General features: G+C 49.0%; 28 protein-coding genes and 2 pseudogenes. 4 read left to right on the forward strand and 26 right to left on the reverse strand.

Going from position 1 to position 23,487, the window contains the following annotated elements; genetic code table 11:
* Positions 1–8: 8 nt before the first annotated feature.
* Complete coding sequence (locus V7K61_RS30115; RefSeq protein WP_335059296.1) at positions 9–1,193, forward strand: ARPP-2 domain-containing protein; 1,185 nt, start codon at positions 9–11, stop codon at positions 1,191–1,193.
* 302 nt (positions 1,194–1,495) lie between these two features.
* Here V7K61_RS30115 and V7K61_RS30120 read toward each other — a convergent pair whose 3' ends face one another.
* From V7K61_RS30120 to V7K61_RS30130, 3 genes are all read right to left on the reverse strand, one after another.
* Entirely contained in the window at positions 1,496–2,071 is a 576-nt protein-coding gene (locus tag V7K61_RS30120; protein WP_335059341.1) for a TraM recognition domain-containing protein, read from the reverse strand.
* A gap of 102 nt (positions 2,072–2,173) precedes the next feature.
* Positions 2,174–3,754, reverse strand: a complete 1,581-nt coding sequence (locus V7K61_RS30125; protein ID WP_335059298.1) for a group II intron reverse transcriptase/maturase — start codon at positions 3,752–3,754, stop codon at positions 2,174–2,176.
* Positions 3,755–3,865: 111 nt separating this feature from the next.
* Positions 3,866–4,066: a hypothetical protein gene (locus V7K61_RS30130; RefSeq protein ID WP_335059300.1), complete on the reverse strand. Its 201-nt coding sequence runs from the start codon at positions 4,064–4,066 to the stop codon at positions 3,866–3,868.
* Positions 4,067–4,294: 228 nt separating this feature from the next.
* Between V7K61_RS30130 and V7K61_RS30135 the strand changes: the two genes are divergently transcribed.
* Positions 4,295–4,612, forward strand: coding sequence for a TraM recognition domain-containing protein (locus V7K61_RS30135; protein ID WP_335059343.1), 318 nt, complete (start codon positions 4,295–4,297; stop codon positions 4,610–4,612).
* 175 nt (positions 4,613–4,787) lie between these two features.
* Here V7K61_RS30135 and V7K61_RS30140 read toward each other — a convergent pair whose 3' ends face one another.
* The 22 genes and pseudogenes from V7K61_RS30140 to V7K61_RS30245 form a co-directional block, all read right to left on the reverse strand.
* On the reverse strand, positions 4,788–5,447 hold the full coding sequence (locus tag V7K61_RS30140) for an SDR family oxidoreductase (protein ID WP_335059302.1): 660 nt from the start codon (positions 5,445–5,447) through the stop codon (positions 4,788–4,790).
* Positions 5,399–5,611 carry a hypothetical protein gene (locus tag V7K61_RS30145; RefSeq protein ID WP_335059304.1) on the reverse strand — a complete coding sequence of 71 codons (213 nt, stop codon included), beginning with the start codon at positions 5,609–5,611 and terminating at the stop codon, positions 5,399–5,401. Before V7K61_RS30145 ends, V7K61_RS30140 begins: the two co-directional genes overlap by 49 nt.
* 167 nt (positions 5,612–5,778) lie before the next feature.
* On the reverse strand, positions 5,779–6,372 hold the full coding sequence (locus tag V7K61_RS30150; protein WP_335059306.1) for an ester cyclase: 594 nt from the start codon (positions 6,370–6,372) through the stop codon (positions 5,779–5,781).
* Positions 6,373–6,460: 88 nt separating this feature from the next.
* Positions 6,461–6,670 carry a hypothetical protein gene (locus V7K61_RS30155; RefSeq protein WP_335059308.1) on the reverse strand — a complete coding sequence of 70 codons (210 nt, stop codon included), beginning with the start codon at positions 6,668–6,670 and terminating at the stop codon, positions 6,461–6,463.
* Between the two features lie 82 nt (positions 6,671–6,752).
* Positions 6,753–7,526 (reverse strand): glucose 1-dehydrogenase, encoded by a 774-nt coding sequence (locus V7K61_RS30160; RefSeq protein ID WP_335059310.1) that lies wholly within the window; start codon positions 7,524–7,526, stop codon positions 6,753–6,755.
* Between the two features lie 75 nt (positions 7,527–7,601).
* Positions 7,602–8,357, reverse strand: coding sequence for an SDR family oxidoreductase (locus V7K61_RS30165; protein ID WP_335059312.1), 756 nt, complete (start codon positions 8,355–8,357; stop codon positions 7,602–7,604).
* A 143-nt stretch (positions 8,358–8,500) separates the two neighbouring features.
* Positions 8,501–8,878 (reverse strand): hypothetical protein, encoded by a 378-nt coding sequence (locus tag V7K61_RS30170; RefSeq protein WP_335059314.1) that lies wholly within the window; start codon positions 8,876–8,878, stop codon positions 8,501–8,503.
* Positions 8,879–9,202: 324 nt separating this feature from the next.
* On the reverse strand, positions 9,203–10,276 hold the full coding sequence (locus V7K61_RS30175) for a zinc-dependent alcohol dehydrogenase family protein (protein ID WP_335059315.1): 1,074 nt from the start codon (positions 10,274–10,276) through the stop codon (positions 9,203–9,205).
* A 3-nt stretch (positions 10,277–10,279) separates the two neighbouring features.
* Positions 10,280–10,681: a RidA family protein gene (locus V7K61_RS30180; RefSeq protein ID WP_273770640.1), complete on the reverse strand. Its 402-nt coding sequence runs from the start codon at positions 10,679–10,681 to the stop codon at positions 10,280–10,282.
* 143 nt (positions 10,682–10,824) lie between these two features.
* A complete protein-coding gene (locus tag V7K61_RS30185) occupies positions 10,825–12,399 on the reverse strand; it encodes an alpha/beta hydrolase (RefSeq protein ID WP_334702545.1) in 1,575 nt (524 codons plus the stop codon).
* Positions 12,400–12,611: 212 nt separating this feature from the next.
* Positions 12,612–12,749 (reverse strand): annotated as a pseudogene (locus tag V7K61_RS30190) (hypothetical protein); the annotation flags it as partial.
* Positions 12,750–12,767: 18 nt separating this feature from the next.
* A complete protein-coding gene (locus V7K61_RS30195; protein WP_335059317.1) occupies positions 12,768–14,831 on the reverse strand; it encodes a prolyl oligopeptidase family serine peptidase in 2,064 nt (687 codons plus the stop codon).
* Positions 14,832–14,962: 131 nt separating this feature from the next.
* On the reverse strand, positions 14,963–15,643 hold the full coding sequence (locus tag V7K61_RS30200) for an ABC transporter ATP-binding protein (RefSeq protein ID WP_335059319.1): 681 nt from the start codon (positions 15,641–15,643) through the stop codon (positions 14,963–14,965).
* Positions 15,644–15,645: 2 nt separating this feature from the next.
* A complete protein-coding gene (locus tag V7K61_RS30205) occupies positions 15,646–16,980 on the reverse strand; it encodes an ABC transporter permease (RefSeq protein WP_442936385.1) in 1,335 nt (444 codons plus the stop codon).
* Between the two features lie 56 nt (positions 16,981–17,036).
* A complete protein-coding gene (locus V7K61_RS30210; protein WP_335059321.1) occupies positions 17,037–18,380 on the reverse strand; it encodes an efflux RND transporter periplasmic adaptor subunit in 1,344 nt (447 codons plus the stop codon).
* 63 nt (positions 18,381–18,443) lie between these two features.
* Complete coding sequence (locus tag V7K61_RS30215) at positions 18,444–18,602, reverse strand: hypothetical protein (RefSeq protein ID WP_335059323.1); 159 nt, start codon at positions 18,600–18,602, stop codon at positions 18,444–18,446.
* The gene (locus V7K61_RS30220) at positions 18,577–18,927 is read right to left on the reverse strand and encodes a hypothetical protein (protein ID WP_335059325.1); all 351 of its coding nucleotides are present in this window, start codon (positions 18,925–18,927) and stop codon (positions 18,577–18,579) included. The genes V7K61_RS30215 and V7K61_RS30220 overlap by 26 nt, the downstream gene beginning before the upstream one ends.
* A gap of 423 nt (positions 18,928–19,350) precedes the next feature.
* Complete coding sequence (locus V7K61_RS30225; protein ID WP_335059327.1) at positions 19,351–19,698, reverse strand: nuclear transport factor 2 family protein; 348 nt, start codon at positions 19,696–19,698, stop codon at positions 19,351–19,353.
* A 141-nt stretch (positions 19,699–19,839) separates the two neighbouring features.
* Positions 19,840–20,613 (reverse strand): annotated as a pseudogene (locus V7K61_RS30230) (SDR family oxidoreductase).
* Between the two features lie 105 nt (positions 20,614–20,718).
* Positions 20,719–20,919: a hypothetical protein gene (locus V7K61_RS34265; protein WP_442936386.1), complete on the reverse strand. Its 201-nt coding sequence runs from the start codon at positions 20,917–20,919 to the stop codon at positions 20,719–20,721.
* Positions 20,835–21,071, reverse strand: a complete 237-nt coding sequence (locus V7K61_RS30240; RefSeq protein WP_335059331.1) for a hypothetical protein — start codon at positions 21,069–21,071, stop codon at positions 20,835–20,837. The genes V7K61_RS34265 and V7K61_RS30240 overlap by 85 nt, the downstream gene beginning before the upstream one ends.
* Before the next feature lie 41 nt (positions 21,072–21,112).
* The gene (locus V7K61_RS30245) at positions 21,113–21,505 is read right to left on the reverse strand and encodes a nuclear transport factor 2 family protein (RefSeq protein WP_335059333.1); all 393 of its coding nucleotides are present in this window, start codon (positions 21,503–21,505) and stop codon (positions 21,113–21,115) included.
* Between V7K61_RS30245 and V7K61_RS30250 the strand changes: the two genes are divergently transcribed.
* A complete protein-coding gene (locus V7K61_RS30250; protein ID WP_334813897.1) occupies positions 21,504–21,728 on the forward strand; it encodes a hypothetical protein in 225 nt (74 codons plus the stop codon). The two genes, V7K61_RS30245 and V7K61_RS30250, sit on opposite strands and share 2 nt — an antisense overlap.
* Positions 21,729–21,763: 35 nt before the next feature.
* Here the strand turns inward: V7K61_RS30250 and V7K61_RS30255 are convergent, their stop codons facing one another.
* Positions 21,764–22,582, reverse strand: a complete 819-nt coding sequence (locus V7K61_RS30255; RefSeq protein ID WP_335059335.1) for an SDR family NAD(P)-dependent oxidoreductase — start codon at positions 22,580–22,582, stop codon at positions 21,764–21,766.
* Between V7K61_RS30255 and V7K61_RS30260 the strand changes: the two genes are divergently transcribed.
* Positions 22,581–22,736, forward strand: a complete 156-nt coding sequence (locus V7K61_RS30260; protein WP_335059337.1) for a hypothetical protein — start codon at positions 22,581–22,583, stop codon at positions 22,734–22,736. The two genes, V7K61_RS30255 and V7K61_RS30260, sit on opposite strands and share 2 nt — an antisense overlap.
* Positions 22,737–23,487 lie beyond the last annotated feature (751 nt).

The raw sequence follows: 23,487 nt of genomic DNA on the forward strand, positions 1-23,487 counted from the left end.
ACCATCCTATGGCATCCAAAAGCAATCTGTTAGCAGACATATCACTCAAAGGACTAGAAATTGCTCCTTCTCAAATACGGGGAGCAGTGCGGATTGTGCCATTATTGCGCCATCAAGTACGTAACGACTTGCGCTTGCTGCGTCGTAGCTACGATGAAGATTTAGCAGTTGTTTCCTTAACAGGAGAAATGACAGCACCAGGAATGAAATATTTTTCCTATGTTCCTCACGGACTAGTGTTGTCTTGGACTAATGACGGCAGTCCTGTGGGGGCTTTTGGGGGACAGCTTTTTCAAACAGATGGTAAACAGCTAAACTATGGTTGTGCCAGTGTCCGGTTAATGCACCGGATGGTGAAGCGGGAATCTAGTAATCAACTGAGATTTTTGCCACTGCACTTGGCAATGGAAGGCTTTTTATCAATGTTTTTCTCTGGCCCTGATATTGCCTGGAGTGAATATTCTAAGTATGCCCTTTCTCATGGGCTGGGTAGCCGAATGGAAAGCTCTTTTAGTGGACGTTACATTGCTGGACTTGAAGATGCTTTGCGGGTATTTGAAATTCACTCTCGACAGGTTGGGGTATTGGTATTTGTTGCCGAAGCATTAGCATCAGCTTTTGTAGTACCGACCCCAGAGGACTATCGACTTTTGCACAATAGCTTGTTAGAAGATTTCTATGGTGAGTTATTGTACCAATACGCGTTGCTGCACGATACTACTTTTCCAATGAGTGTATCTTTAGATGAGTCCAAAATTAATGATTTAAAAGCTTTGAGAGCAGCAGTAAAAAATATGCGTTCAGATTGGGCATCGTTTCAGGGTTTTATGGCAGAGGGACTGTTAGGACGCAAGTTAATTTCCCAAAAAGTCTATACTGCTGGTTCGTTCATGTTACAACGATTTATTACTGACCTCAACCCCAACGAAGAAAATCATATTGGGGAAGCGATTATTCGAGAGAATGGTGAATTGGAGTATTTGAAGACTTACCGCTTATCAGGAATGCAGACTCGCCGAGTTTATTTGCTGAGTCAGTTAGCCCAGCATAATTGGAATTTGGATGCTACAGCTAGTAAATTGGGCAATACACGAGAGGAATTTGTGCTGCGTTTAGAAAAGGTGGGTTTTGGTTATTTGCTCAATGCAGAAGTAAGACAAGCAGCATTGAAAAAAGTTAAGGGTAAAAGGTGATATTGTCTTACTAAGATTCAGCATTAATTTGTAAAATTTTGATTTCAATACATTCGCCAATTTCCGAAGAGTAAGCTGTCGCGCGTATAACTTGCACTTTTTCGGGTCTGCAACCATTGGTAACTCTGTGATGCTCTGGAAAATTACAGATGCGACAGCTTATAACACTGAGTTAAACGAGGTAGACACAACCTAAAAAAGCGAAAAAAGGCTGCCTAAATCCAACAGCAAACACTGAAAATTCTACCCTGTGAGCAACAATATATCCAACAATATTTCGCTTTTTAAAAGCTACCAGCCTTTTATCCTTGCAATCCGGGTGTTTGATAAACTCGTGTTGGGAAATTTTCTAAAACATCAGTTTCACTGTTATTAGACTCATGTGCAGGTGCTACATCTTCCTCTGGTAATGGCAACATCCGCGCTGCTGACTCAATCCGTTCATGTAATGCTTGTGTTAGCGTTTTAATATCTGGAATTGTCACCTGACTTTCTAAAGCAGGTTTAACTTGTGTGTCCCAAAGAGCCTCACTATCATGCGCCCGTTTTTCATCGGCTTTGGACACTGGAATAATTAAAGGATAAGGAATAGAAGCTTGCCCCTCTGAACTATAACCAGGACTAGTAATTACGCACTTGCCTTGAGGAAATTTCAAAATTTCGTCAGCACTGATTACAGGCATTTTTTGCAAATTCTCACTCCAGCTAATTGAACGGCTCATTTGTCCGCCAAGCGATGCCTGCGGCGGGCTACGCCTACGCCCAGTGGTACGATTTTTAATCACCACTTCCTTCTCACCGTAACGCTTTGAGTAATCCTCAGCCGTTTTGTAGTTACCAGGATTAAATAAAACATGGGTACTACAAGCTGATGCGATCGCATCAGCTTGTAGTGGTTGAGTCGATGGGGGATATTATTCCCCGCACCTCTCAGTTAAATCTGGGCGTGCGACTTTCACCGCACCCAGCTTCCGATGTTCTCAGCTTGCGCTTTTGCTCATGTGCTTGTAATCGTGGCAACTCTCATGAATTGCTTCAAGATTATTTTTTTTCCAGTTGACGTGATTTCCGTCGATGTGATGCAGGTGTACCCGTTCCTCATCGATGAACTTTAAGCCGCAGGAGGCACATCTATGGTTTTGCTTCTTAAGAGCAATAGAAGTTTCGCTGTCATAGAGCTTACTACTACGTTCGCTCCAGTAGGCTGTATCTCCGTCGTAAGGTGATTTAGTTCCCTTAACAGAAATGTGTTTGTTTTCGGAGTAGGAAACTGTTGGGAATGCTTTGTCTAGTAATTTCTTGCTAGAGTAGCGGTTTTGCTTGGTTTCCTTGTTAAATACCTTGTAGGCTCTTGTTTCGATGTGGTATAGCGAGTTTCTTGACCCGTCCATCTTGCAGAACTTATGGTAATTTCTCCAACCTCTAACTACCGGGGCTAATTTCTCAGCCTTTGTGGTAGCACCAAAATTCGAGTTGTTGACGATGTGTTTTACTTTCTTACGGAACGCTTTGAAGTTGTTCACTGAGGGAATGCTTCTGAACTTTCCGTTTTTCTGGACTTTGAAGTGCCAGCCGAGGAAATCAAACCCATCTGTCGCGGCGGTAACTTTGGTTTTCTTTTGGCTTACATTCATTCCGCGCTTGCGGAGGAACTCGCTGATTCTTTCAAGTATCTCTATCGCATCATCTTCGGGTCGGAGTATAATAACCATGTCATCCGCGTATCGGATTGATGGTTCTTTGATTGACTTATTTGGCGTCTTCTCATGTACCTTGCAACCTAGTTTGTAGTTGTAGTGGTATCTGTGTATACTCTCAATTCCGTTGAGCGCAATGTTGGCTAGTAATGGGCTGACCACTCCCCCTTGTGGGGTTCCTTGTTCAGGAAATTCTGGGTTTACCCCTGCCTTGAGGCATCGGAAAATACCGAGTTTTAAGCCTTTGGGGGCGATGAGTTCGTCCATTATTGCTGAGTGGTTAATCCTGTCGAAGCACTTTTCAATATCGAGTTCAATTACTCGTTTTTCTATTCCATTGCAAGAGGATCTAAGGTTTTCAAAGATGTATTTTTGTGCATCGTGGGCAGAGCGCCCAGTTCTAAACCCGTAGCTTCTGGCGTGGAAAGTGGCTTCATGTGCTGGTTCAAGTGCATATTTTGCGAGGCATTGCCAAGTTCTATCCGCGATGGTTGGTATCTTAAGCATTCTGGTAGTCCCATCCTTCTTAGGGATGGGGATTTCCCGTAGTCCTTGATGCTTCCAATTTCCACTATTCATTTTTAGTAATTCTTCTAGGTTGAAGCGTTCTTCAAATGAGAGGGATTTCTTCCCATCAATACCAGCCGTCTTTTTACCAGCGTTTAGCTGAGATACAAGTCTAATTGCAAGAAATCGAGCCGAGGTGGATTTTAGAATAAGCTTTTGGAGTAACCTAGCTTTCCGCTTGTCTCCAACTTGAACAGCTTTAAATACGCGCTTTTGAAGGCGGAAAAGATTTCGGCGGAATTTCTTCCACGGTAGGGCTTTCCAAGATTCACTAGTTTTATAACTGTGTCTAATCATTTTCTCTTCTAGAGTTTGTATTTTCTGAACACCTCAGACCAATTACGGTCTGTCCTACCCGAATTGTGGGGATTCCTCCGCTCGTCTGGGCTACTTGGGGTTCGACCGCCCCTAGACCCACAACTCGTTTTTATTCGTTCCCTCGGAGAGATTGATTGTTCCGTTAGATGTAGCCAATTTGACTACTGGATTCCCTTGACTCTTACCGATACTATGGGCTTGTTCGGCGGGAATGAACTCCAGTGAGATGAGGGGTTTTGAGTTGCGCCCTTTTCCCAAAGTAAGTCGCTTTTCTAGGCTCTGTTTCATCATAGGAACTCCCTGTTAGCGCCAGTGTCAACCCGCAACGGTCGTCTGATTGCGCCCAGTTAAGAGCTTCACTCTACAAGAACCGAGCTTGTTCGGTGTGGGCAGATAAGGAGTCAATTCTGAGTCTGAATGGCAAGACTTACACTTGCATCTGACCGAGAGTTCAGTCTTTAATGACAGTAATCTGCTGTCGGACTGGCTTAGTTATGTACGGGCTTATACCGTGATTCACTGAGCAACGAATCGCACACCCATGTTTTGTTCAATCCTGGTAACTACAAAACGGCTGAGGATTACTCAAAGCGTTACGGTGAGAAGGAAGTGGTGATTAAAAATCGTACCACTGGGCGTAGGCGTAGCCCGCCGCAGGCATCGCTTGGCGGACAAATGAGCCGTTCAATTAGCTGGAGTGAGAATTTACAAAAAATGCCTGTAATCAGTGCTGACGAAATTTTGAAATTTCCTCAAGGCAAGTGCGTAATTACTAGTCCTGGTTACAGTTCCGAGGGACAAGCTTCTATTCCCTATCCTTTAATTAGGGGTTGCTGAAAAAGTAATAAAAAAGCAATATCAGGATCGATTAGTTATTCAAACAAGCCCTAATTAAATCGGCGGCTTTTTCAGCGATAGTGAACCTGTTTCGAGGTCATTCCAGAAAATTGTTTAGAAACTACCTATTCAGAACTGCGATCGCAAAAAGATATCTGCCAAGGCAAATCGCGGTTTAACTCGCTGTATATCCGCCATCGATCGCTAAGGGTTGTCCCGTAATGTAGCTGGCAGCATCCGAGCAAAGAAAAATAACGGCTTGAGCAATTTCTTCTGCTTGACCGACACGCCCCATTGGAACTGTAGAGGCAAAACTATCTACCGTAATCCCCAGTGGCTCTAATATGCGATCAACCATGTCAGTAGCGATCGGACCAGGATTGACGGCATTAATCCGAATCCCCTGTTTGACATAATCGAGAGCTGCCGATCGCGTCAAACCCATCACCGCGTGTTTGCTAGCGACATAGGGAGATGTACCTGGGAACCCAAATAAGCCAACCGTTGACGAATTATTGACGATCGCACCCGATCCTTGGCTCAACATCTGCTGAATTTCGTATTTCATACACAAGAACAGCCCCCGCACATTAATCGACATCACCTTGTCAAAATCTTCAATGGATTGTTCGTGCAGTGGTTTGCTACTAGACTCAGTTCCAGCATTGTTAAAGGCACAATCGAGTCTGCCGTAAGTGGCGATCGCTTTCTCCACCAAAACTTTCACCTCTGCTTCACTGCTTACATCGGAACGGACATATAAACATTCAGCACCCGTTTCATGAATCAGTTTGGCGGTTTTTTCACCTTCAGCATCCCGTCTGCCTGAGAACACCACTTTTGCGCCAGCAGCACCGAAGGCGTAGACGCGTTGGCGTTGGCGTAGCCTCTCGTAGAGAAGCCTCTCGTAGAGAAGCGGCTTGTCGAAGACATCGCAGTGGCTCGACCAATGCCCGCTGTTCCTCCTGTCACTAAAGCTACCTTATTCTTAAGAATCACGCTCGTTCCCTCTTGTTGTGAATGGTTATGTCACTTGCGTCAAAAACTCAATGGGCAGCAATACGTATAGAAGCCAGCAATAAGAAGCGCCTTCTACAACCAGGATGAGTAACGATCCTGGTTGTAAAATGGCGGATTTTGGCATTAATGTTTGCTGGCTCCTACACTTAGTCGCGAGCGCTGGCACGATCGATTAGCGTGTTGGAGGGCAAGCTCGGATCGATCGCCTTGCGCGCGCTGTCAACCCCGATAACGGGCAGCGTACCCGGATCGAGCAAGCCGAGCTGAACCAATACACTTGCCTGATCCCAGTAGATGTGTTCGTGGGCTAACTTGCCGTCGCGGAACTGGACAATCCCGACCACAGCCACTTCAACCCGTTTCCCTGTTGGCGCAATGCCGGGTAGCATCCAGTCCATCTGGACGGTATGAGTGAACTTAACAAGCATTTCATCAACAAGCTGGTCGGTTCCGATCGTGCGCGAGATCGGAATCAGTTCGATGTCTGGCGGCATTTTTGTAATGAAGTATTTGGAATAAAACTCGCGCAATGCTGGTTTCCCTACTCCTCCAGTCATGACCGGAATGTTATTTACGTAAGCATCCTCAACCATCGTAGCGAGGGCATCTTCAGTGTTGTGAGTGCCAAACTCGTACCCAATATGCTCTTCCCAGAGTGCTTGCAGGGCTTCCTGAGCGGGTGTCAGGTCGGGGGTTGCCTGTAAATTTGCTTGTTTGTCTACAGTTTGCTGTTTAACCATGTTGAATTCTCCTGCTTCTACATATCTAGAGTGTATTGAGTTCTAATGCTTGACTTCTTTCAGATTCTTGTGATGATTTTTCAGAGTCTTACAAAGCAGCTAGCTCTACTTCAGACGATGAATTCGAGGACGTATTTGGGGTACCTCCCAGCTGTACCCCTACTTTTGCACCAGCAGCGCCAAAAGCGATAACTTCGTTAAGCTTTCCTTCGGAACGCTGCGCGAACGCTAACGCGGTTGCACGACCAATTCCTGAAGTTCCGCCAGTGACAAGCACCACTTTATCCTGAAGTATCATTCTATTTCTCCTAAAATTAAGTCCGGTTGTTCTCTCTTGAAATGGATCGATTCACTGTGAGTCCACCATCAAAAATCAAAAATTAACTCGCTGTGACTCCGCCATCGATCGCGAACGGTTGCCCTGTGATATAGCTGGCAGCATCAGAACATAAGAACACAACCGTTGCAGCAATTTCTTCAGGTTGACCCCTATGCCCCATTGGGACCCTCGACGACACCATCGAATCAAACTGCTCTAAAGTCATACCCATCTCTTGGAGGCTCGTAGGAGTAACTATTCCTGTGCCGCGAATATAGCCAGGATTGACGGCATTAATCCGAATCCCTTGCTTGGCATAATCGAGCGCAGCAGAACGAGTGAGACCCATCACAGCATGTTTGCTCCCAGTATAAGGACCCATTCCAGGTATCCCGATCGATCCCGCTACTGAAGAGTTGTTGATGATGACCCCTGCTCCTTGAGTCAGCATCTGTTGAATTTCATATTTCATGCATAAGAACACACCCCGCAGGTTAGTTGCCATCATGCTGTCAAAATCTTCAACAGACTGCTCGTGTAGTGGCTTTGGGACTGTACCAAACCCAGCGTTATTGAAGGCAAAATCTAGCCTTCCGTAAGTTGCGATTGTTTTCTCTATCAGCACCTTCACCTCTGGTTCACTCGATACATCCGATCGCACAAACAAACACTCCGCTCCTGTCTCACGAATCATCGCAGAAGTTGTTTCGCGTTCTGCATCGCGTCTGCCGGAGAACACAACTTTTGCACCCGCAGCACCGAACGCAATCGCGGCGGCTTGACCAATTCCCGCTGTGCCTCCAGTGACTAACGCCACTTTATCCTGAAGTATCATTCTATTTCTCCTAAAATCAAGTCCGGTTGTTCTCTCTTGAAATGGATCGATTCACTGTGAGTCCACAATCAAAAATCAACTCGCTGTATATCCGCCATCGATCGTTAAGGGTTGTCCAGTGATGTAACTGGCAGCATCAGAACACAGAAACACAACTACTTGAGCAATTTCCGTTGCCTGACCCATCCGACCCATCGGCACCATCGACCCAAGCTCATCGAACGTGATGCCCATCTGCTCAGCGCTACGAGCCATGAGATCAGTTGAGATCGGACCCGGATTGACGGCATTGATCCGAATGCCCTGTTTGGCATAATCAAGGGCAGCCGATCGCGTCAGCCCCATCACTGCATGTTTGCTGGCGACGTAGGGCGAGATCCCCGGAAGCGCAACGAGTCCATTGGTTGATGAATTGTTCACGATCGCGCCTGCGCCCTGGGTTAGCATCTGTTGAATCTCATATTTCATACAGAGAAACAGCCCTCGCGCATTGATCGACATAATCTTGTCAAAATCCTCGATCGATTGTTCGTGCAGTGGTTTAACAGCAAGATCAATTCCAGCATTGTTAAATGCACAATCGAGTCTGCCGTAGGTGGAGATCGCTTTCTGTACCAAGGCTTGCACATCCGATTCACTAGAGACATCTGCTTTTACAAACAAGCACTCCGCTCCAGTCTCACGAATCAGCGCAGCTGTTTCTTCCCCTTCTACATTGGGTCTGTCACAGAAGACGACTTTTGCGCCCGCAGCACCGAAGGCGATCGCGGTTGCTCTGCCAATACCCGATGCGCCTCCAGTGACTAACGCCACTTTGTCTTGCAGTATCATTTTGCTTTCCTCCTTATTAATCTTGTTGTATCGCTTTGAATTGTACTGAGTTCCAATGCTTGACTTCTTCCAGATTCTGACAAAGATTTGTCAAATTCCTGTGGTGAAGAGTGAGTTCGTTTCGGGATCGTCCGATTTAGACACTAATGTTCGGAATTCACTTGCCATGTAATCACAATGATTTCTGCAAGCGGTAAGACAACTATTAGCCGCGACAACGCTCCTAAAATGGCTTCCATCTTCCAGTTCTGACTCTGAACCTCCCAGATCGTCACCACAATGTTCACTCCAATCACTAACCAGGGTAGAATCACCGCCGAATTGCGGCTGCGATAGAAGCGGATCGTCGTCTCACGCCAAAATGGGAAGGTGCTGAGGAGACAAAAGAGGTAGGACAATCCCGCACTGACGAACAAGCTGGTTTGAAGACTCGAAGGCAGGTTTGGATACCCAAGCGCGATCGCACTCAGGCAAACTCCAAGCGCGAGGTACAGGAAAGTAAACAAGGTAAATTGTTTCATTATTTCTTCTCCGGTGAAGCTTATTCTCTGTACCAGACACGCACACATTGAAAGCAATTGATTGTAACGCCTCGATCGATCGTCACTGGGTAGAAACCATTACTGACCGTCACTCCGTAGACACCATCACTTGTGCCTTCAATTTTAAAACCTTACCGTGAAAGGTTTTGTGGGCACTGCCCACCCTACTGGCTCTGATGTTCCTCCAGTCACTAAAGCCACTTTATCTTGCAGTATCATCCTGTTTCTCCTGTTTCAATCAATATTGACCTTCAAAAATCGAACTCCGATCCGTTTAGCAATTATTAACGCCGTGAAGCTAGTCTAATTTTCTGTAAATTTCAGTACAATTTTGCCCCGTGTTCCTCCCTGCTCTAGACGCTGGTGTGCCAGAACGACCTGATCCCAAGAGAATACTGAATCAATCACTGGGCGAAGCTGTTGACGCTCAATTAGTTTTGTCAAAGCCTCTAATTTTGCTTGATACTGGGGTGAAAAAACAAAATGAATCGTCAGATTCTTACCCCATGCTTCAAGAAGCGATTGCGGTATTGCAATGTCTACAATGCTGATAAGCCTACCGAAGGGGCGAATGATTTCTAGACTACGCTGAATGGTTTCTCCACCGATCGTATCTAGAACTAAATCCACACCCAATCCATTTGTTTCTTGACGAATGACTTCTACGTAATTTTCATTCTTGTAATCAATCACCCGATCTGCGCCCAGTTCTGTCACGAAATCTCGGTTTCTAGAACTACACGTTGCAAAAACGTATGCCCCTATCGCTTTAGCGAGTTGAACTGCGATCGAACCAACTCCACCCGCACCCGCATGGATGAGAACTGTTTCACCAACTTGTAGCTGTCCCCTAGTCACCAGACAATCCCAAGCAGTTCCGCCTGCAAGCGGAAAAGAAGCTGCTTCAACGTGCGATAGATTTCCAGGCTTTAATGCAACAATCGCTGCATCAGCCACATGATACTGAGCGTAGCTACCGAATTCTCCAAAAACTTGCGGCGAGTAATACACGTTGTCTCCCACCTTGAAATCAGTCACGGCTTCGCCAATTGCCTCAATCACCCCTGAAACATCGACTCCAAGAATGGCGGGTAATCGAACCAGTTCCTTGTAATCACCACGACGAGTTTGGTAGTCGATCGGGTTAATCGAGGTTGCACAAACTCTGACTAACACCTGATTCGCCTTCAGTGTTGGTATGGGAACAGTTTGAATCTCAAACTTCTCAGCATCACCAAACGCAGTTAATACGGTTGCTTTCATAGATTCCATCTGTGCCAACTCTTTTTGATTGAGAATAAACAGTGACAGGATTTCGATACCACTTAGCGTAGGTAACTCCCTAACTTCGCAATGACCCCGTTGCGGCTTGTGCAAAACTCACGGAACAATTGCAGTAACGCGGATTTCAATCCGCATCGTTGGAAGTCCAAGTGCCGCGACTCCTACTTGTGTCCAAATTGGGGCGTGGTTGGGCATATAATGGCGATATAGCCTAACCATCACATCATTAACCTCCGGGGGAAACCCGCCAACGTGGTAAGAATTGACGTGGACAACATGCTCCCAACTAGCACCGGCAGTCGCCAAGGTTCGCTCTACGTTCCGAAACGCCTGAGCAATCTCGTCCGTGAGCGATTCGGGAATTTGCAGATCGTCATCCCAGCCGCCTTGTCCTGATGTCTCCACTCGATCGCCAGTTTTTACCGCTTGCGAGTAATGCAATCCATTCAGCAGGCGTTCTCCATAACCGGGGGTGACAAAAAACTCGATCTTATTCATTGTGTTCCTCTGTTCAGTACGATTGTCGATAGGGGTTTCTAAATCCTTAGTTTTGGCGCTGGAGGGAACCCACACTATGGTGAGCGCTGCCGCAGCAACGCACACTCTCTGTTCAGGCTATCCGCTCTAGTGCCCCAACGCGCCTAAAGGACGCAGCGAGCGCCGTCTGCGGGGATTTTGAGGTTGATGAGGTAGTCGGCGACGATGTCGTTGACACACGCATTGCCGCCGGTGAGGGCCACGCCGTGCTGTTCGCCCTCGACGGTCAGCAGGCTCGCACCGAGCGTCTTGGCGAGGCTGATGCCGCCCGTGTGCGGGGTGGCCGGGTCGCGGGTGACCGACACGACCAGGGTTTTGGGGAGTCCTTTGATGTTCTGGGCGTAGGGGTAGCCGACGGTGGGCTTCACGCGCCAATGCTCACAGAGGTCGCGGGCGTTGACGGGCCGGCCGGTGTCCAGGAAGGGCGCAACCTTGAAAACGTCGCGCGTCATCGTAGTCTCCTGCTGGGGCGTGTTGCGTTCCTCGTCGAGGCAGTTAATGGCCAGCAGGGACTCGTAGCCATTGCCGTAGCTGCCGTCGGCACGGCGCTGGCTGAGGAAGTCGCGCAAGAACAGCAGGGGTTTACTACCGCTTCCGGCCTTGAGTTCGGTGATGCCTTGGATCACCGCACGCCAGCCCGCCTCGCTGTAAAGGGCGGCAAGCACGCCGTCAATCGCCGTGGTGTACGTGACCTTGCGTCCGTCTGCGGTGATGATCGGTTTATCAATCAGTGGCTGCACGATCTGCTGGAAGGCGGCGGTAGCTTGCTTGGGATCTGTGCCCAGCGGACAGTCCGGGGACTTGGCGCAGAAGGCCGCCATGTTGTCGAAGGCACGCTGGAAGCCCGCGAACAGGACGAGGCGACGCTCGGTGGTGCCGAGGGTGGGGTCGAGCGCGGCGTCGAGCACCATGGCCCGCACGTTTTGGGGGAAGGTCTCGGCGTAGATCGCGCCAAGCCGGGTACCGTAGCTTTGCCCGATAAAGGAGAGCTTGTCATCGCCGAGCACCGCGCGGAGCACGTCCATGTCGCGCACCACATCGCGGGTGCCGACGTGCGCCAGCACGTCCTCGCCGCCGGAACGCGCGGCGCACTTCTGGTACAACTGGCGGGTCTCGTCGTCGGTGTAGTCCTTGCCCCCGGAGTTGATCGAGTTGACAAGCTTGTCGGCCTCTCGTTCGGCATCGGTGAAGCAGTCGAGGGCCGGTGTCGAGGCCGCAACCCCGCGCGGGTCGAAGCCGATCAGGTCGAACCGCTCGGTGATCGGGTGCTCACCCAGTTTGGTCGCCACTAGGGCTGCGTGGCTCGTCCCGGGGAAGCCGGGACCGCCGGGGTTGACCAGCAGGGAGCCGATTCGTTTGCTCGGCTTGCCCTTCGCCGATACGCGCAGCAGTGCAATCTGCGCGGTTCGCCCGCGGGGGTTCTGGTAGTCGAGCGGCACCTCAAGCCGGGCGCATTTGAAGGTGTCGTTGGCGAAGGTCTTAGCGTCGTCATCCGTGGTGGCGTAGCCTTTGCACGAGCCGAAGGTCAGCTTCTGGTTGTAGAAGCGTTTCAGCTCCGCAGGGACTTTTACTCCTGGCTTTGGCGGATGACCGAGTGTGGGCTGTCCGCAGGCACTAAGAACCAGTATCACCGCCCCAATCATTAGCGAGCTTCCGAGGTGGGTCTTGCTAGCAAGCATGGTTCTCCTCCTAGCGGGAACTGTTGGCCCTGAGTCGTGTGTGGGTAGGTCACGATCTCTCTTGTGGTTAGAAGAAATGTGAGACATGGGATAAACTCCTTTAGGTCGTAATTATTTGTAAAACGCTGTAGGCTCTTCACAAAGCGAAAAATCCTTAGCCAGAATGGGTTAGCGCAGCGTAACCCATCCTCCGTTTAATCCAGCCTACTTACTTAACTCCGCAGCGAGATAGATTGATCGAACAACCCAAAAACACTGATTAGAGATTTAGAGGGTTGTCCAGTGATGTAGCTAGTAGCATCAGAGCAGAGAAAGACAACTGCTTGAGCGACTTCTCGTGCCCTCACGCTCTTTCCCCAATGCGACGATCATTTCGCTGGCTTCACCTTCAGCCCCGTCCAGTGAGCGGCAAAAGCCCACATATCCGCCGTTTCCTCAATGATCTTGTCCGTGGGCTTGCCCGCTCCATGTCCCGCGCGCGTCTCAATGCGGATAAAGTGTGGCTTGGGTCCGATACCCTCTGCCTGGAGCGCGGCGACATATTTGAAGCTATGACCGGGCACTACGCGATCGTCCGTGTCGGCAGTAGTGGCAAGGATCGCGGGATAGTCCTTGCCGGATTGGATATTGTGATAAGGCGAATAGCTGAAGAGGTTACGGAAATCCGCTTCCCGTGCCGGAGAGCCAAACTCATCCACCCATAATTTTCCGGCTGTGAACTTGTCGAAGCGGAGCATGTCCATGACACCGACCTGGGGCAGCGCGGCGGCGAACAAATCCGGTCGCTGATTGACCACCGCGCCAATCAAGAGTCCGCCATTCGATGCGCCCTGAATGGCCAGTCCGTCTTGTGATGTGATGCCCTGCGCCTTCAGATACTCGCCCGCCGCGATGAAATCATCGAAGACGTTCTGCTTGTTCTGACGACGGCCTGCTTCGTGCCATGCCCTGCCATATTCTCCACCGCCGCGAATGTAGGCAATCGCAAACACACCGCCCTGTTCGACCCACGCCAGCAGCGCCGGCGTGAACCTGGGAGGATCGATCAGTCCATAGCCACCGTATGCATTGAGCACGGTCGGTGCCGGATTGGTTACATCCTTGCGCCGGACGATAAACATCGGGACACGGGTGCCGTCCTTCGACTTGTAGAAATGCTGTTCGACCACAATTCGGTTGAGATCGGTCGCCACCTTTGCCTCGCTCCAGACGCGCGCCGTGTTGCTGGCGACATCGTATCGATAGATGATGCCAGGCGCATTGAAGCTGGTGAAGCCGTAGAAAGTTTCCTTGTCGTCTTCTTCGCCCTCAAAGCCGATCGCAGTACCAATACCGGGCAGTTTCACCAGGCCGTCAGCCTTGCCTTCGAGGGTGTAGCGCCTGACCTCCGTCTTCACATCAACCATATAGGAGAGCAGCAACCGTCCACCGACTAATGATGCGCCGTTCAGCACCGAATCCTGCTCCGGCACCACATCCGCGATCGCCGGATCGGCGGCGGCGAGGTCCATCATCACCACCTTGAGGCGGGGCGCATCCTTAGTGGTTTCGAGGAAGAATTTCGTCCCCACATTGCCCACAACGCCCCATAAATAATCAAGCTTATTGACTAGCTTGCGTGGTTTCCAGTCGGCGCTATTCAGGTCTACTACCGTCAGTAAGTTGGCAACTAATGAACCGGGTGTGGAAAAGATCGTGACGTAACGCCCGTCTTTGGTGACGCTTATCAGGGAATGCACCATAGTCGGTTGGTCTGGGGTTGCGTATACTAGCCGATCCTTCGCCTGGGGCGTTGCGATCGCGTGAAAATAAACGGCATGGTCTTCTACGTTTCCCTGAGATGCTGCGCCCTGCTTCGGTTCAGGGAAACGGGCGTAGAAAAAGCCGGAGCCGTCCTTAATCCACGCGATGGTGGTGAACCTCGCCCATTTGACCTCATCGCCCAGCACCTTGCCCGTGTTGACATCCAGCACCCGAATCGTGCGCCAGTCCGTGCCGCCATCCTGCACCGTATAGGCTAGACGCTTGCCGTCGTTAGAAACCGACCATTCAGCCAGCGCGATCGCCCCGTCCTTTGCCCAACTGTTGGGATCGATCAGCACCCGCCCTGCACCATCCACGCTGTCGCGGACATAGAGAACCTGCTGGTTCTGAACGCCGGAGTTGCGGAAGTAGAAATATCGTCCGCCCTTTTTGACCGGAATGGTGAACCGCTCATAATTGTACAACTGCTTCAGCCGCTCCTTGAAGATAGCTCGACCCGGCAGCGTATCGAGATCAGCATTGGTGACTTTATTCTGCGATTCGACCCAGGAAGCGACTTCCTTATCGCTGCGAACGTCGTTTTCCAGCCAGCGATAGGGGTCGGCGATCGTCTCCCCGAACTGCTCCTCGACGACATCGCCTTGTTTGGTTTGAGGATAAGTAATCATAGGTGTCTCCGTTATTGACTGTGAGCAGGCGGAAGCGAAATAGGTGGTAAAAAGCAGCACGAGAGCGCGAGGGGCGGCGCATCGGTATTTTGTTAATAATTTTTGCTGTTCTCCAGTTTTATTTTTTATAATTATTTATCCTGCTCAATAATTACCCCATCCACCATCCGAATTATCCGCTTTGTTCTAGCGGCAACATTGGCATCATGGGTAACGATCGCGATCGTCGTACCTTGTTGATTTAACTCAGTCAGCAGATTCATAATCTCCTCGGAAGTTTTGGTATCTAGTGCGCCAGTCGGTTCATCGGCGAGGACTAAGGCGGGGTGATTCACTAAAGCACGAGCGATGGCGACGCGCTGTTGTTGTCCGCCAGAAAGTTGATTGGGACGGTTTTGGATGCGATCGCTTAAACCAACTTGGATTAATGCTTCTGTCGCCTGTTCGACCCGTTGCGACTTATCAACATCGGCATAAATCATCGGTAGCATCACATTCGCCAAAGATGTGAGCTTTGGCAAGAGGTTGAACTGTTGAAATACAAACCCAATATATTGATTGCGAATATCTGCAAGTTCATCATCATCAAGCGTAGTCAGATTTTGACCTGCTAAAAAATACTGTCCACTGCTAGGTCGATCGAGACAACCGATAATATTCATCAGCGTCGATTTGCCCGAACCTGAAGCTCCCATAATTGCGACATATTCGCCCTCCTCGATCGACAAATTCACGCGCTTGAGGACTGGGACTTCGATCGTGTCCAAGTGATAGGTTTTAGTAATATCTTCGAGAGAAATCATACTTGCCATAATCAATCCCCACGTAGTGCCAAGATCGGGTCTAGTTTTGCCGCATTACGAGCAGGAATACCGCCCGCTAGTACCCCAACAATCAACGAAAGGACAAAACCCACCACCACTGACAATAGCGACACCACAAAGGGAAATTTGAAGATCGTCGCGACAGCGAAAGCGAGGGCTACACCCAATCCAATCCCGATCGCACCGCCAATACTAGAAATGACGATCGATTCCATCAAAAATTGATTCAGAATTGCGCCGCTAGTTGCTCCGACGGCTTTTCGTAGCCCGATTTCCCGCGTCCGTTCCATCACGGACACCAACATGATATTAGCAATCCCAATCCCACCAACTACTAGCGAAATTCCCGCGATCGCACCAACCATCAGCGTCAGCGACCCCATAATACTCGTGAAAGTTTTAATCAGATCCACTTCATTGGTGACAGTAAAATCATCTTCTTTGGGTAAGCGAATATCATGGCGCAGCCGCAGCACATTCGCCACCTGAAATTCCGCTGCTTCAAGTTGGTCGGGATTACTCGCTTTTACCCAAAAGCCGTTAATTGCCACACCTGTGAGCGCATTGTTACCAACAATCTCAGCGGACATATTAGTTAGGGGCAGATACACCATATTATTTGTATCTTGCAGCCCGACAGCCCCTTTCCGCTCCATCACCCCCACTACGCGATAACGTTTACCCTGAATCCGAATATCGCTACCGATCGCCGTTTCTGACGCAGCGAACAGATCGTCTCGAACTTTGGCACCAATTACCACCACTGCTTTGGCTGTATCTAAATCCTGCTGCTGAAAAAATATCCCTAATTCTGGTCGGACATTTCTCACGTCTGGAAAGTTTAAATCCGTGCCGATGGCAGTGATTGAAATGTTGACGTTACCCCGCACCACCTGAACACTTGGGCGGTATAAGAACGCTGACACTGCTGTAGCAGCGGGAACTTGTTTGGCGATCGCTTGGGCATCTTCCCAAGTCAGCGTACTAGCAGAACCAGCCCCCTGACTGATGCCGCCCGTTCTCGCTGCTGCTGCGGAGACTTGGAGGATATTGGTACCCAATGCTGCAATGCTCGACTCGGTGGATTTTTGAACTCCCTGACCGATCGAAGTAATCGCAATGACAGAGGATATCCCAATAATTACACCCAGCATCGTCAATCCGCTGCGGATTCTATTACTCCACAAGGTTTCCACTGCCATCAAAAATATTTCCAGCAGCGAGATTTTGCGCTTACTACGGCGAGATGAACGTAGAAGGGATTTGTTCGGCAAATCCCCTTCTCGGAGGGGTGTCCGCAGGGCGGGGTGGGTAGATCTACGCATAAATTTAAGTATCCACAAATGGTGATTTCGGAGATTGTAATTTCTGACTATCTACGTCAACCCCCATCTGTAATCGGAGTAACCTTACGGGTTCCGGGTGGAAAACTGAGTAAAACCCGTTCGTTCCCAGTTAAACCAGACTTAACTTCAGTCTTATCGTTAACAGTCGTCCCCACCACGATCGGCATAAATACCGGATCGCCGCCTGTTTTCGCCACATATACACCCTGAGATGTTTTCTGCTGAACGATCGCAGCCGTCGGCACAACTAGCACCTGGTTCAGTTCTCCGGCTTTGAAATCGATCGTCACATTCATCCCTTGACTGAGCAGTTTTTGGGAGTCGGCAACCGCTACTTTCACCTCAAAACTGGTCACATTTTGTTGTACCAATGACTGGGTAGCAACTTGTGTCACTTTGCCCTCAAAGGTTTTGCCAGAGTAAGCATCCACTTTAATTACCGCTACCTGCCCGACACGGATTTGGGCAATACTGGCTTCGGCTACCTGCGCCACGATTTCATTGGTAGATGCTAGAGCCAGAATTGAAGATGATGTTGCCGAAGTCACCGCACTACCCGCCGTTGTGGGGGTCACAAACGCCCCTGGATCGGCATATTTACGAGCAATAATCCCTGCAAAGGGGGCGCGAATCACGGTATCGTCGATATTCCGTTGAGTGATCGTGACTGCCCCTTGGGCTGCCATAACTTGAGCGCGGGCTTGAGCGATGTCTTCAGGGCGCGATCCTGCTTTGAGGAGATTTAATGCTTGCTGGCTCTGCTCTACTTGCGCTTGGGCACTATCACTAGTCGATCGAGCAAGACTCAATGCTTGTTGAGAGATGGCTCCCTGTGCTTGTAATTTTTGGTTACGGCGCAGGTCTTCAGCCGCTTGCCTGTAGGTAGCCTGAACTTCATTTAGGTTGGCTGTAGATCCAGCGATATCTTGCGATCGATTCCCCGCGATGACCTTATTCAAATTTGCCTGAGCAGCAGCAAGGTTTCCTCGTGCCTGGAGCAATTGCCCTTGGATGTTTGAATTGTCCATATAGGCGACAATCTGACCTGGTTTGACAAAATCGCCTTCTTTGACCAGCAACTGCTTCAAAACACCGGAGGTTTTGGGACTGACATTAACCGAACTTTCGGGTTGCACGGTACCATTGGCGGATACCAAAATTGTTAGATTGCCCCGTGTGACTGCTGCTGTCTGAATCTTGCTTTGTGCCTGCTGTTTAGCGACTGTCACTAATTGGTTATAAACAAGATAACTCAGACCACCAGCGAGCGGGATTGCCACTAGCAATCCCATCAACCACTTGTTAGTTTTGAATCGATTGTGTAGCTTCTGCTTGGCAGAATCAACGCCTTTCTTGAAATTCAAGCTAATACTCGACATTGTTACCTCAAATTTTGGTGTCAGGCATTGGTGCAGCCGAGCCAACGCCTTCAATTGCAGATATTAGCCTCGATTCATACCACGATTGACTTCTCGACTGACTTGAACGTAGGTTCGATAACCACGCCGCTCCAGTCGGTTGGCAGCCCGCAAGCAGGATTTAGGTGTTGGCAACTCATAGTTTGAAACGGCTCTGTCATAAAATTTGGATTCGATACCCACGCCGCTCCAGTCGGTTGGCAGCACGTTGGGCAGCGCGACGATTGTAGTGCTTACTCACATAAATCCACTTGCGATCGTCATGGCTGCGGTAATAAACAATAAACAGCCGATCGCCACTTTGGTAGCGACGACCTTCGTTGTCGCGATCTTGGTTGTCACGATTTCGGTCGTTGCGATTTTGGTTGCGATCGTACTGGGCGAGCGACATATTCGGCTCTCGATCGAGGTTCGGGCTGATTTTTTCTGAATTTAGTGCTTGTGCCGTAAAGGGCGTAGTTACTACGAATCCCGTACATACCAGTGCCAGCCAAATTATCTTTTTCATCAGATTAGTTTCAAAGTGGAAAGTTTGGGTCGATTAATTAAATTTAGAGTTTAATTAATCGACCGATACTTTAAAGTTAATCAATAAAATAAATGAATCACTCTCTCTAAAGAAACAAATAAAAATATCATAATAAAATGAATTAGTACAATGTTGATTTTTGCGTTGTTTTATATATAAATCACACCTAAAAATACTCTATTTTAAGATGCGTATTTAGGTTCTGAACAGGCTTTGAGGTATTGATTTTATTAAATAAAATAGATTGCAAACAACTCACAATTTCCTCGCATTTATAAGGCATGGTAAACATGAGTAGATTTATGAAATAAAAAAGATATTTTAATTTCTATTTAGGAAAATTACCTCAGGCTGCTCATACTAGCAGAACCACCCATCATGGAGAATGAATGGTTCGTTGACTCAGATTTTGATGACGAAAGCCCTTAATTCGACGATTTTACCGTCGCGAAAACGCCAGATATCGCAGTACGAATAATGAGCCGCCTTCCCGTCTTCGTCCTTCATTGTGATGTCGCCGAGTGCCGTGACGAAATTACCTTCAGCGATTAAGTTAGAGACCATAAACGTTGGCGGCTCGATGTACGTCATTGCCATATATTGGCGAACGGCTTCTTTTCCTTTAAGGGTCTTGTCGCCTACAAACGTCCATTCCGTGTCGTCGGCGCAGCATGACAAGAATCCTTCATTGTTGCCTTCAGCGATCGCCGCGTTTGCTTCTTCTAAGATTGCTTTATTTTTATCTGACATCTGAACTTCTCCTCTGTTTAAGTGGATGCTTTAATGAAGCGGTTTCTCTACCGATACATCCTTCTCCTCAGCGACGGCAGAAAAACTCGAACGCAGTACTAGAGGCGTTAGACCGTCCGCTACTCTGGACACAGCACTCCTTTAGATTTGTGCCACGCCACCATCGACGAATAGCTCAATGCCGTTGACAAAGCTGCTGTCATCTGAAGCGAGAAAGACAACGGCTTTGGCTATCTCGTCGGGCTTGCCGACTCGTCCCAAGGGGATAGTGTTAGCTTGGCTCTCCACAAATTCTTTCAGCTGCTCTTCACTGAGTCCCAGGAGATTGTAACCGGGAGTCGGAGTGGTACCAGGGCTGACCACATTCACTCGAATCTGGCGGTCTTTGAGGTCGAGTATCCAGTTGCGGGCAAACGATGCCTTCGGCGAGCTACGCTAACGCACGGCAGCTTTGGTGGCGCTATAGACGCTGAAGGACGGGGTGCCCTTGATGGAAGTCGTGGAGGCATTCAGGATGACGGAAGCGCCCTCTGGCATCAGCGGCAGTGCCTTCTGCACGGTGAACAGTAGACCCTTGACATTGGTGTTGAATGTTTTGTCAAAGTGTTCTTCGGTAATTGAACCCAGTGGGACAAGTTCGCCAACGCCAGCATTCGCAAAGATGATATCCAGGCGACCTTGCTCTTGCTCGATTGTGGCGTAAAGACGATCGAGGTCTGCCAGCTTTGAGACATCGCTCTGAATGCCCATGACGTTCTTACCAATCTCGTTTACAGCAGCATCAAGTTCAGTCTGGCGACGACCCGTGATAAAAACATAGGCACCTTCAGCGACAAATCGCTTGGCAGTGGCAAGACCAATACCGCTGGTGCCGCCAGTGACAAGTGCAACTTTGTCTGAGAGTTTTTGTGACATAGTGTTTTCCTGGTTGAGTTTAGGGATTACAACTTTGATTACGTCTTGTTCAAGCAGCCAAGCCGCCATCAATTTTGAGGCTCGCGCCCGTGATATAAAGCGGCTTCAGGACTGACGCTCAAGGATTGCAGCATGGTTGGCTGGTCGGGAGTTGCATAGACCAGCCGATCCTGTGTATGGGGCGTTGCGAGCGATCGCGTGAAAATAGACGGCATGATTTTCTACGTTTGCCTGGGACGCTGTGCCCTGCTTCGGTTCAGGGAAACGAGCGTAGAAAAAGCCAGACCCGTCCTTAGCCCATGCGATGGTGGTGAACCTCGCCCATTTGACCCGTCGATGACTTCGATTAAGGTGTAGGCACCGTCTGTATCAGCGCTGACCGCTTTGAAAGTTATAGTTTCTCCTGGCAGCACCAGGAGCGATCTGCCTTCGCCAGATGGAACGGCGATGTTCTTCAAAATAGTTTCCATGAATCATTCTCCTTAAAATGCCTAACCCTCTAGCCAGTTGACGACTGGTCATGAACCGGCTCCATGTATAGCCTTGCCCACGCGATGATTCCGTTACGTAGGCCAGCAACGACTACACCACGTATATTCAGTGCCGATCCGGACGTGCGCGTACCTTGCCAGTGCCATTCAGCCCAGGCGAGGTCACAGTGGATCGTCGAAGCGACCAAAGTTGCACGTAAATCTGGAACTTGGGCAAAGAGGGCAGTCCAGTTCTCCCGCACTTGGGCTGGGTTGGTGAAGGCACTCTCAGGATGCAGCGGTTGTTCGCCTTTGAAATCGTTAGCGAAGCAGCTCACGAACGCGTCAACGTCGTGTGCGTTGATGGCATCAGACATTTGTTGAAGCACTTTTGGCATCTCATATTGGGCTTCTGCGCTCATGTTTCCTGTTGTGTTAGGCATATTTCAATCAAGGATTGTAGAAGCGTTCAAGATCGTCGATTCTCCTGGCAACACTTGGAGCGCTTTGCCTCCGCCAGATGGAACGGCAATGCTCTTCAAAATAGTTTCCATGAATCATTCTCCTTGGATGAATGGGTTGATTTTAGAAATTCACGATTACTTCCCGATGAAGTTTAGGATGGTGGTCATGCTGTTCTCTTAAGTTAGTGTTGCGGTTCTTCTAACTGAGTTGAATGTCTACCAAGTTTGACCGCCGGTGGCGAGAATCCGTTGTCCGGTCAGCCAGTGGGAGTCCTCAGAGGCGAGGAAGACAGCGATCGGGCCAATGTCCTCTGGCTGCCCGACCCGTCCCAGGGGTGTGCTCTTGATCGCCATGTCATAGACATCGCCTTCGAGAAACCCTTGCGAGCCTTCCGTTGCCACGAAACCTGGATTGAGGCTATTGACACGGATCTTGCGAGAGCCGAACTCCTTAGAAAGGGAAACTGTCAGAGAGTCAACCGCAGCTTTGGTGGCGGAGTAAATGGCGCTATTGGCGGGCGGCATCGAGCCGTCGGCAGAACCAATGTTAATCACGGAGCCACCCTCAGTCCCCATAAGCGGGATGGCTTCCTTAATCGCCAGGAGAAGACCAAGTACATTGAGGTTAAACTGGCGGTAGAATTCTTCTGGTGTAACCTGCTCGATGGCACCGAAACTGTAAACACCAGCGTTGTTGCCGAGAATGTCAAGCTTGCCGTGCGTTTGCTTGATTTGGGCGAAGGTGCGAGTAATGTCTTCCAGCTTCGAGAAGTCACCCTGGATGGCTGTGGCTTTGCCGCCGTCAGCCGTAATGTCCGCAACGATTTTATCGGCACCGGACTGGCTAGTGGCGTAGTTGACGATTACTGTGGCACCAGCGGCTCCGAGGTGCTTGGCGATCGAGGCACCAATGCCCTTAGATGCTCCAGTGACCAGTGCAATCTTGTTTGCAAGCTTGCTTGTGGTTGTCTTGCTCCTGGATGGATCGTCGATCGCTGCTGGCGGAGAAAATGTTTGTACGGGTGAAATAGTCATGTTTCCTCTTTTTTTAATCGGTGAAGTTATACTAAGTGGTGGCATTGCGAAAGTTGTTGCGTCTATCAAATCACAGTGCCAAACCAGTCAGTGGTTTGTTGAAAGTTTGCAAAAGCTTGATTTAATTCAGACTTTGTTCGAGTCAGCCCAATAGAGGGTATTAAGTGAAAGCCCGGTGCGATCGCTCAGATATTCTTGGGTAAAATGCTTGCCCCAAGTCTCCTCAGATTCTGCTGGCTGTTTTGCAGCTTGAAATTGCTACCACCCTTGAGGTGATAGGATCGCCCCTCGAACCCGCCCATGAGAGGAACTAGCGTTCCTAAATTTGGTCACATTGGAATCCATAGGCAAGTCACCACTAATAAAGGGCAGAGCGAGTCCTTTCCTACAGTTTTGCTAAAGCGCTACGGTAACTTCGCTCTTTGCAGATAAATTAGTAAATTATTTCCTTTCTTATTGAAGACTATCAGGCTTAACCAAGTCATATCACTTCTCGTCACTATTTCACTGTCAAGATATGCCTATGGGAATAGAAAAATTAAATAGTATCTTAACTCAACAAACTGGAGTGGTCTAACTTGAATTAAAGTTGAATAATGAAGAACACAAGCCACTGAACTGACTCGAACAAAGTCTGTAAATCAAGTAAGGCTTTTGTAAATAATCAACAAATAAGTAAGGATTTTAGACTATGAAAATTATGTTTCAATTCGATAAATAATTTAGTGCATTAGCACTTTTAACGATTACTTCGGTTGGTGGAACTATGTTAACCTCTGCAAATGTATTTGCTCAAACTCAACCATCAGGAGTTGTAAAAGATGTAACTCTGTGGGCTGCGGATTTAATTAAAGCCCAAGGTTGCGTTTTACAACTTTGAAAACAGCATATTTAACCCTTCGGTC

It is taken from the genome of Nostoc sp. (assembly GCF_036918015.1).
In the GTDB taxonomy this organism is placed as follows: domain Bacteria; phylum Cyanobacteriota; class Cyanobacteriia; order Cyanobacteriales; family Nostocaceae; genus Nostoc.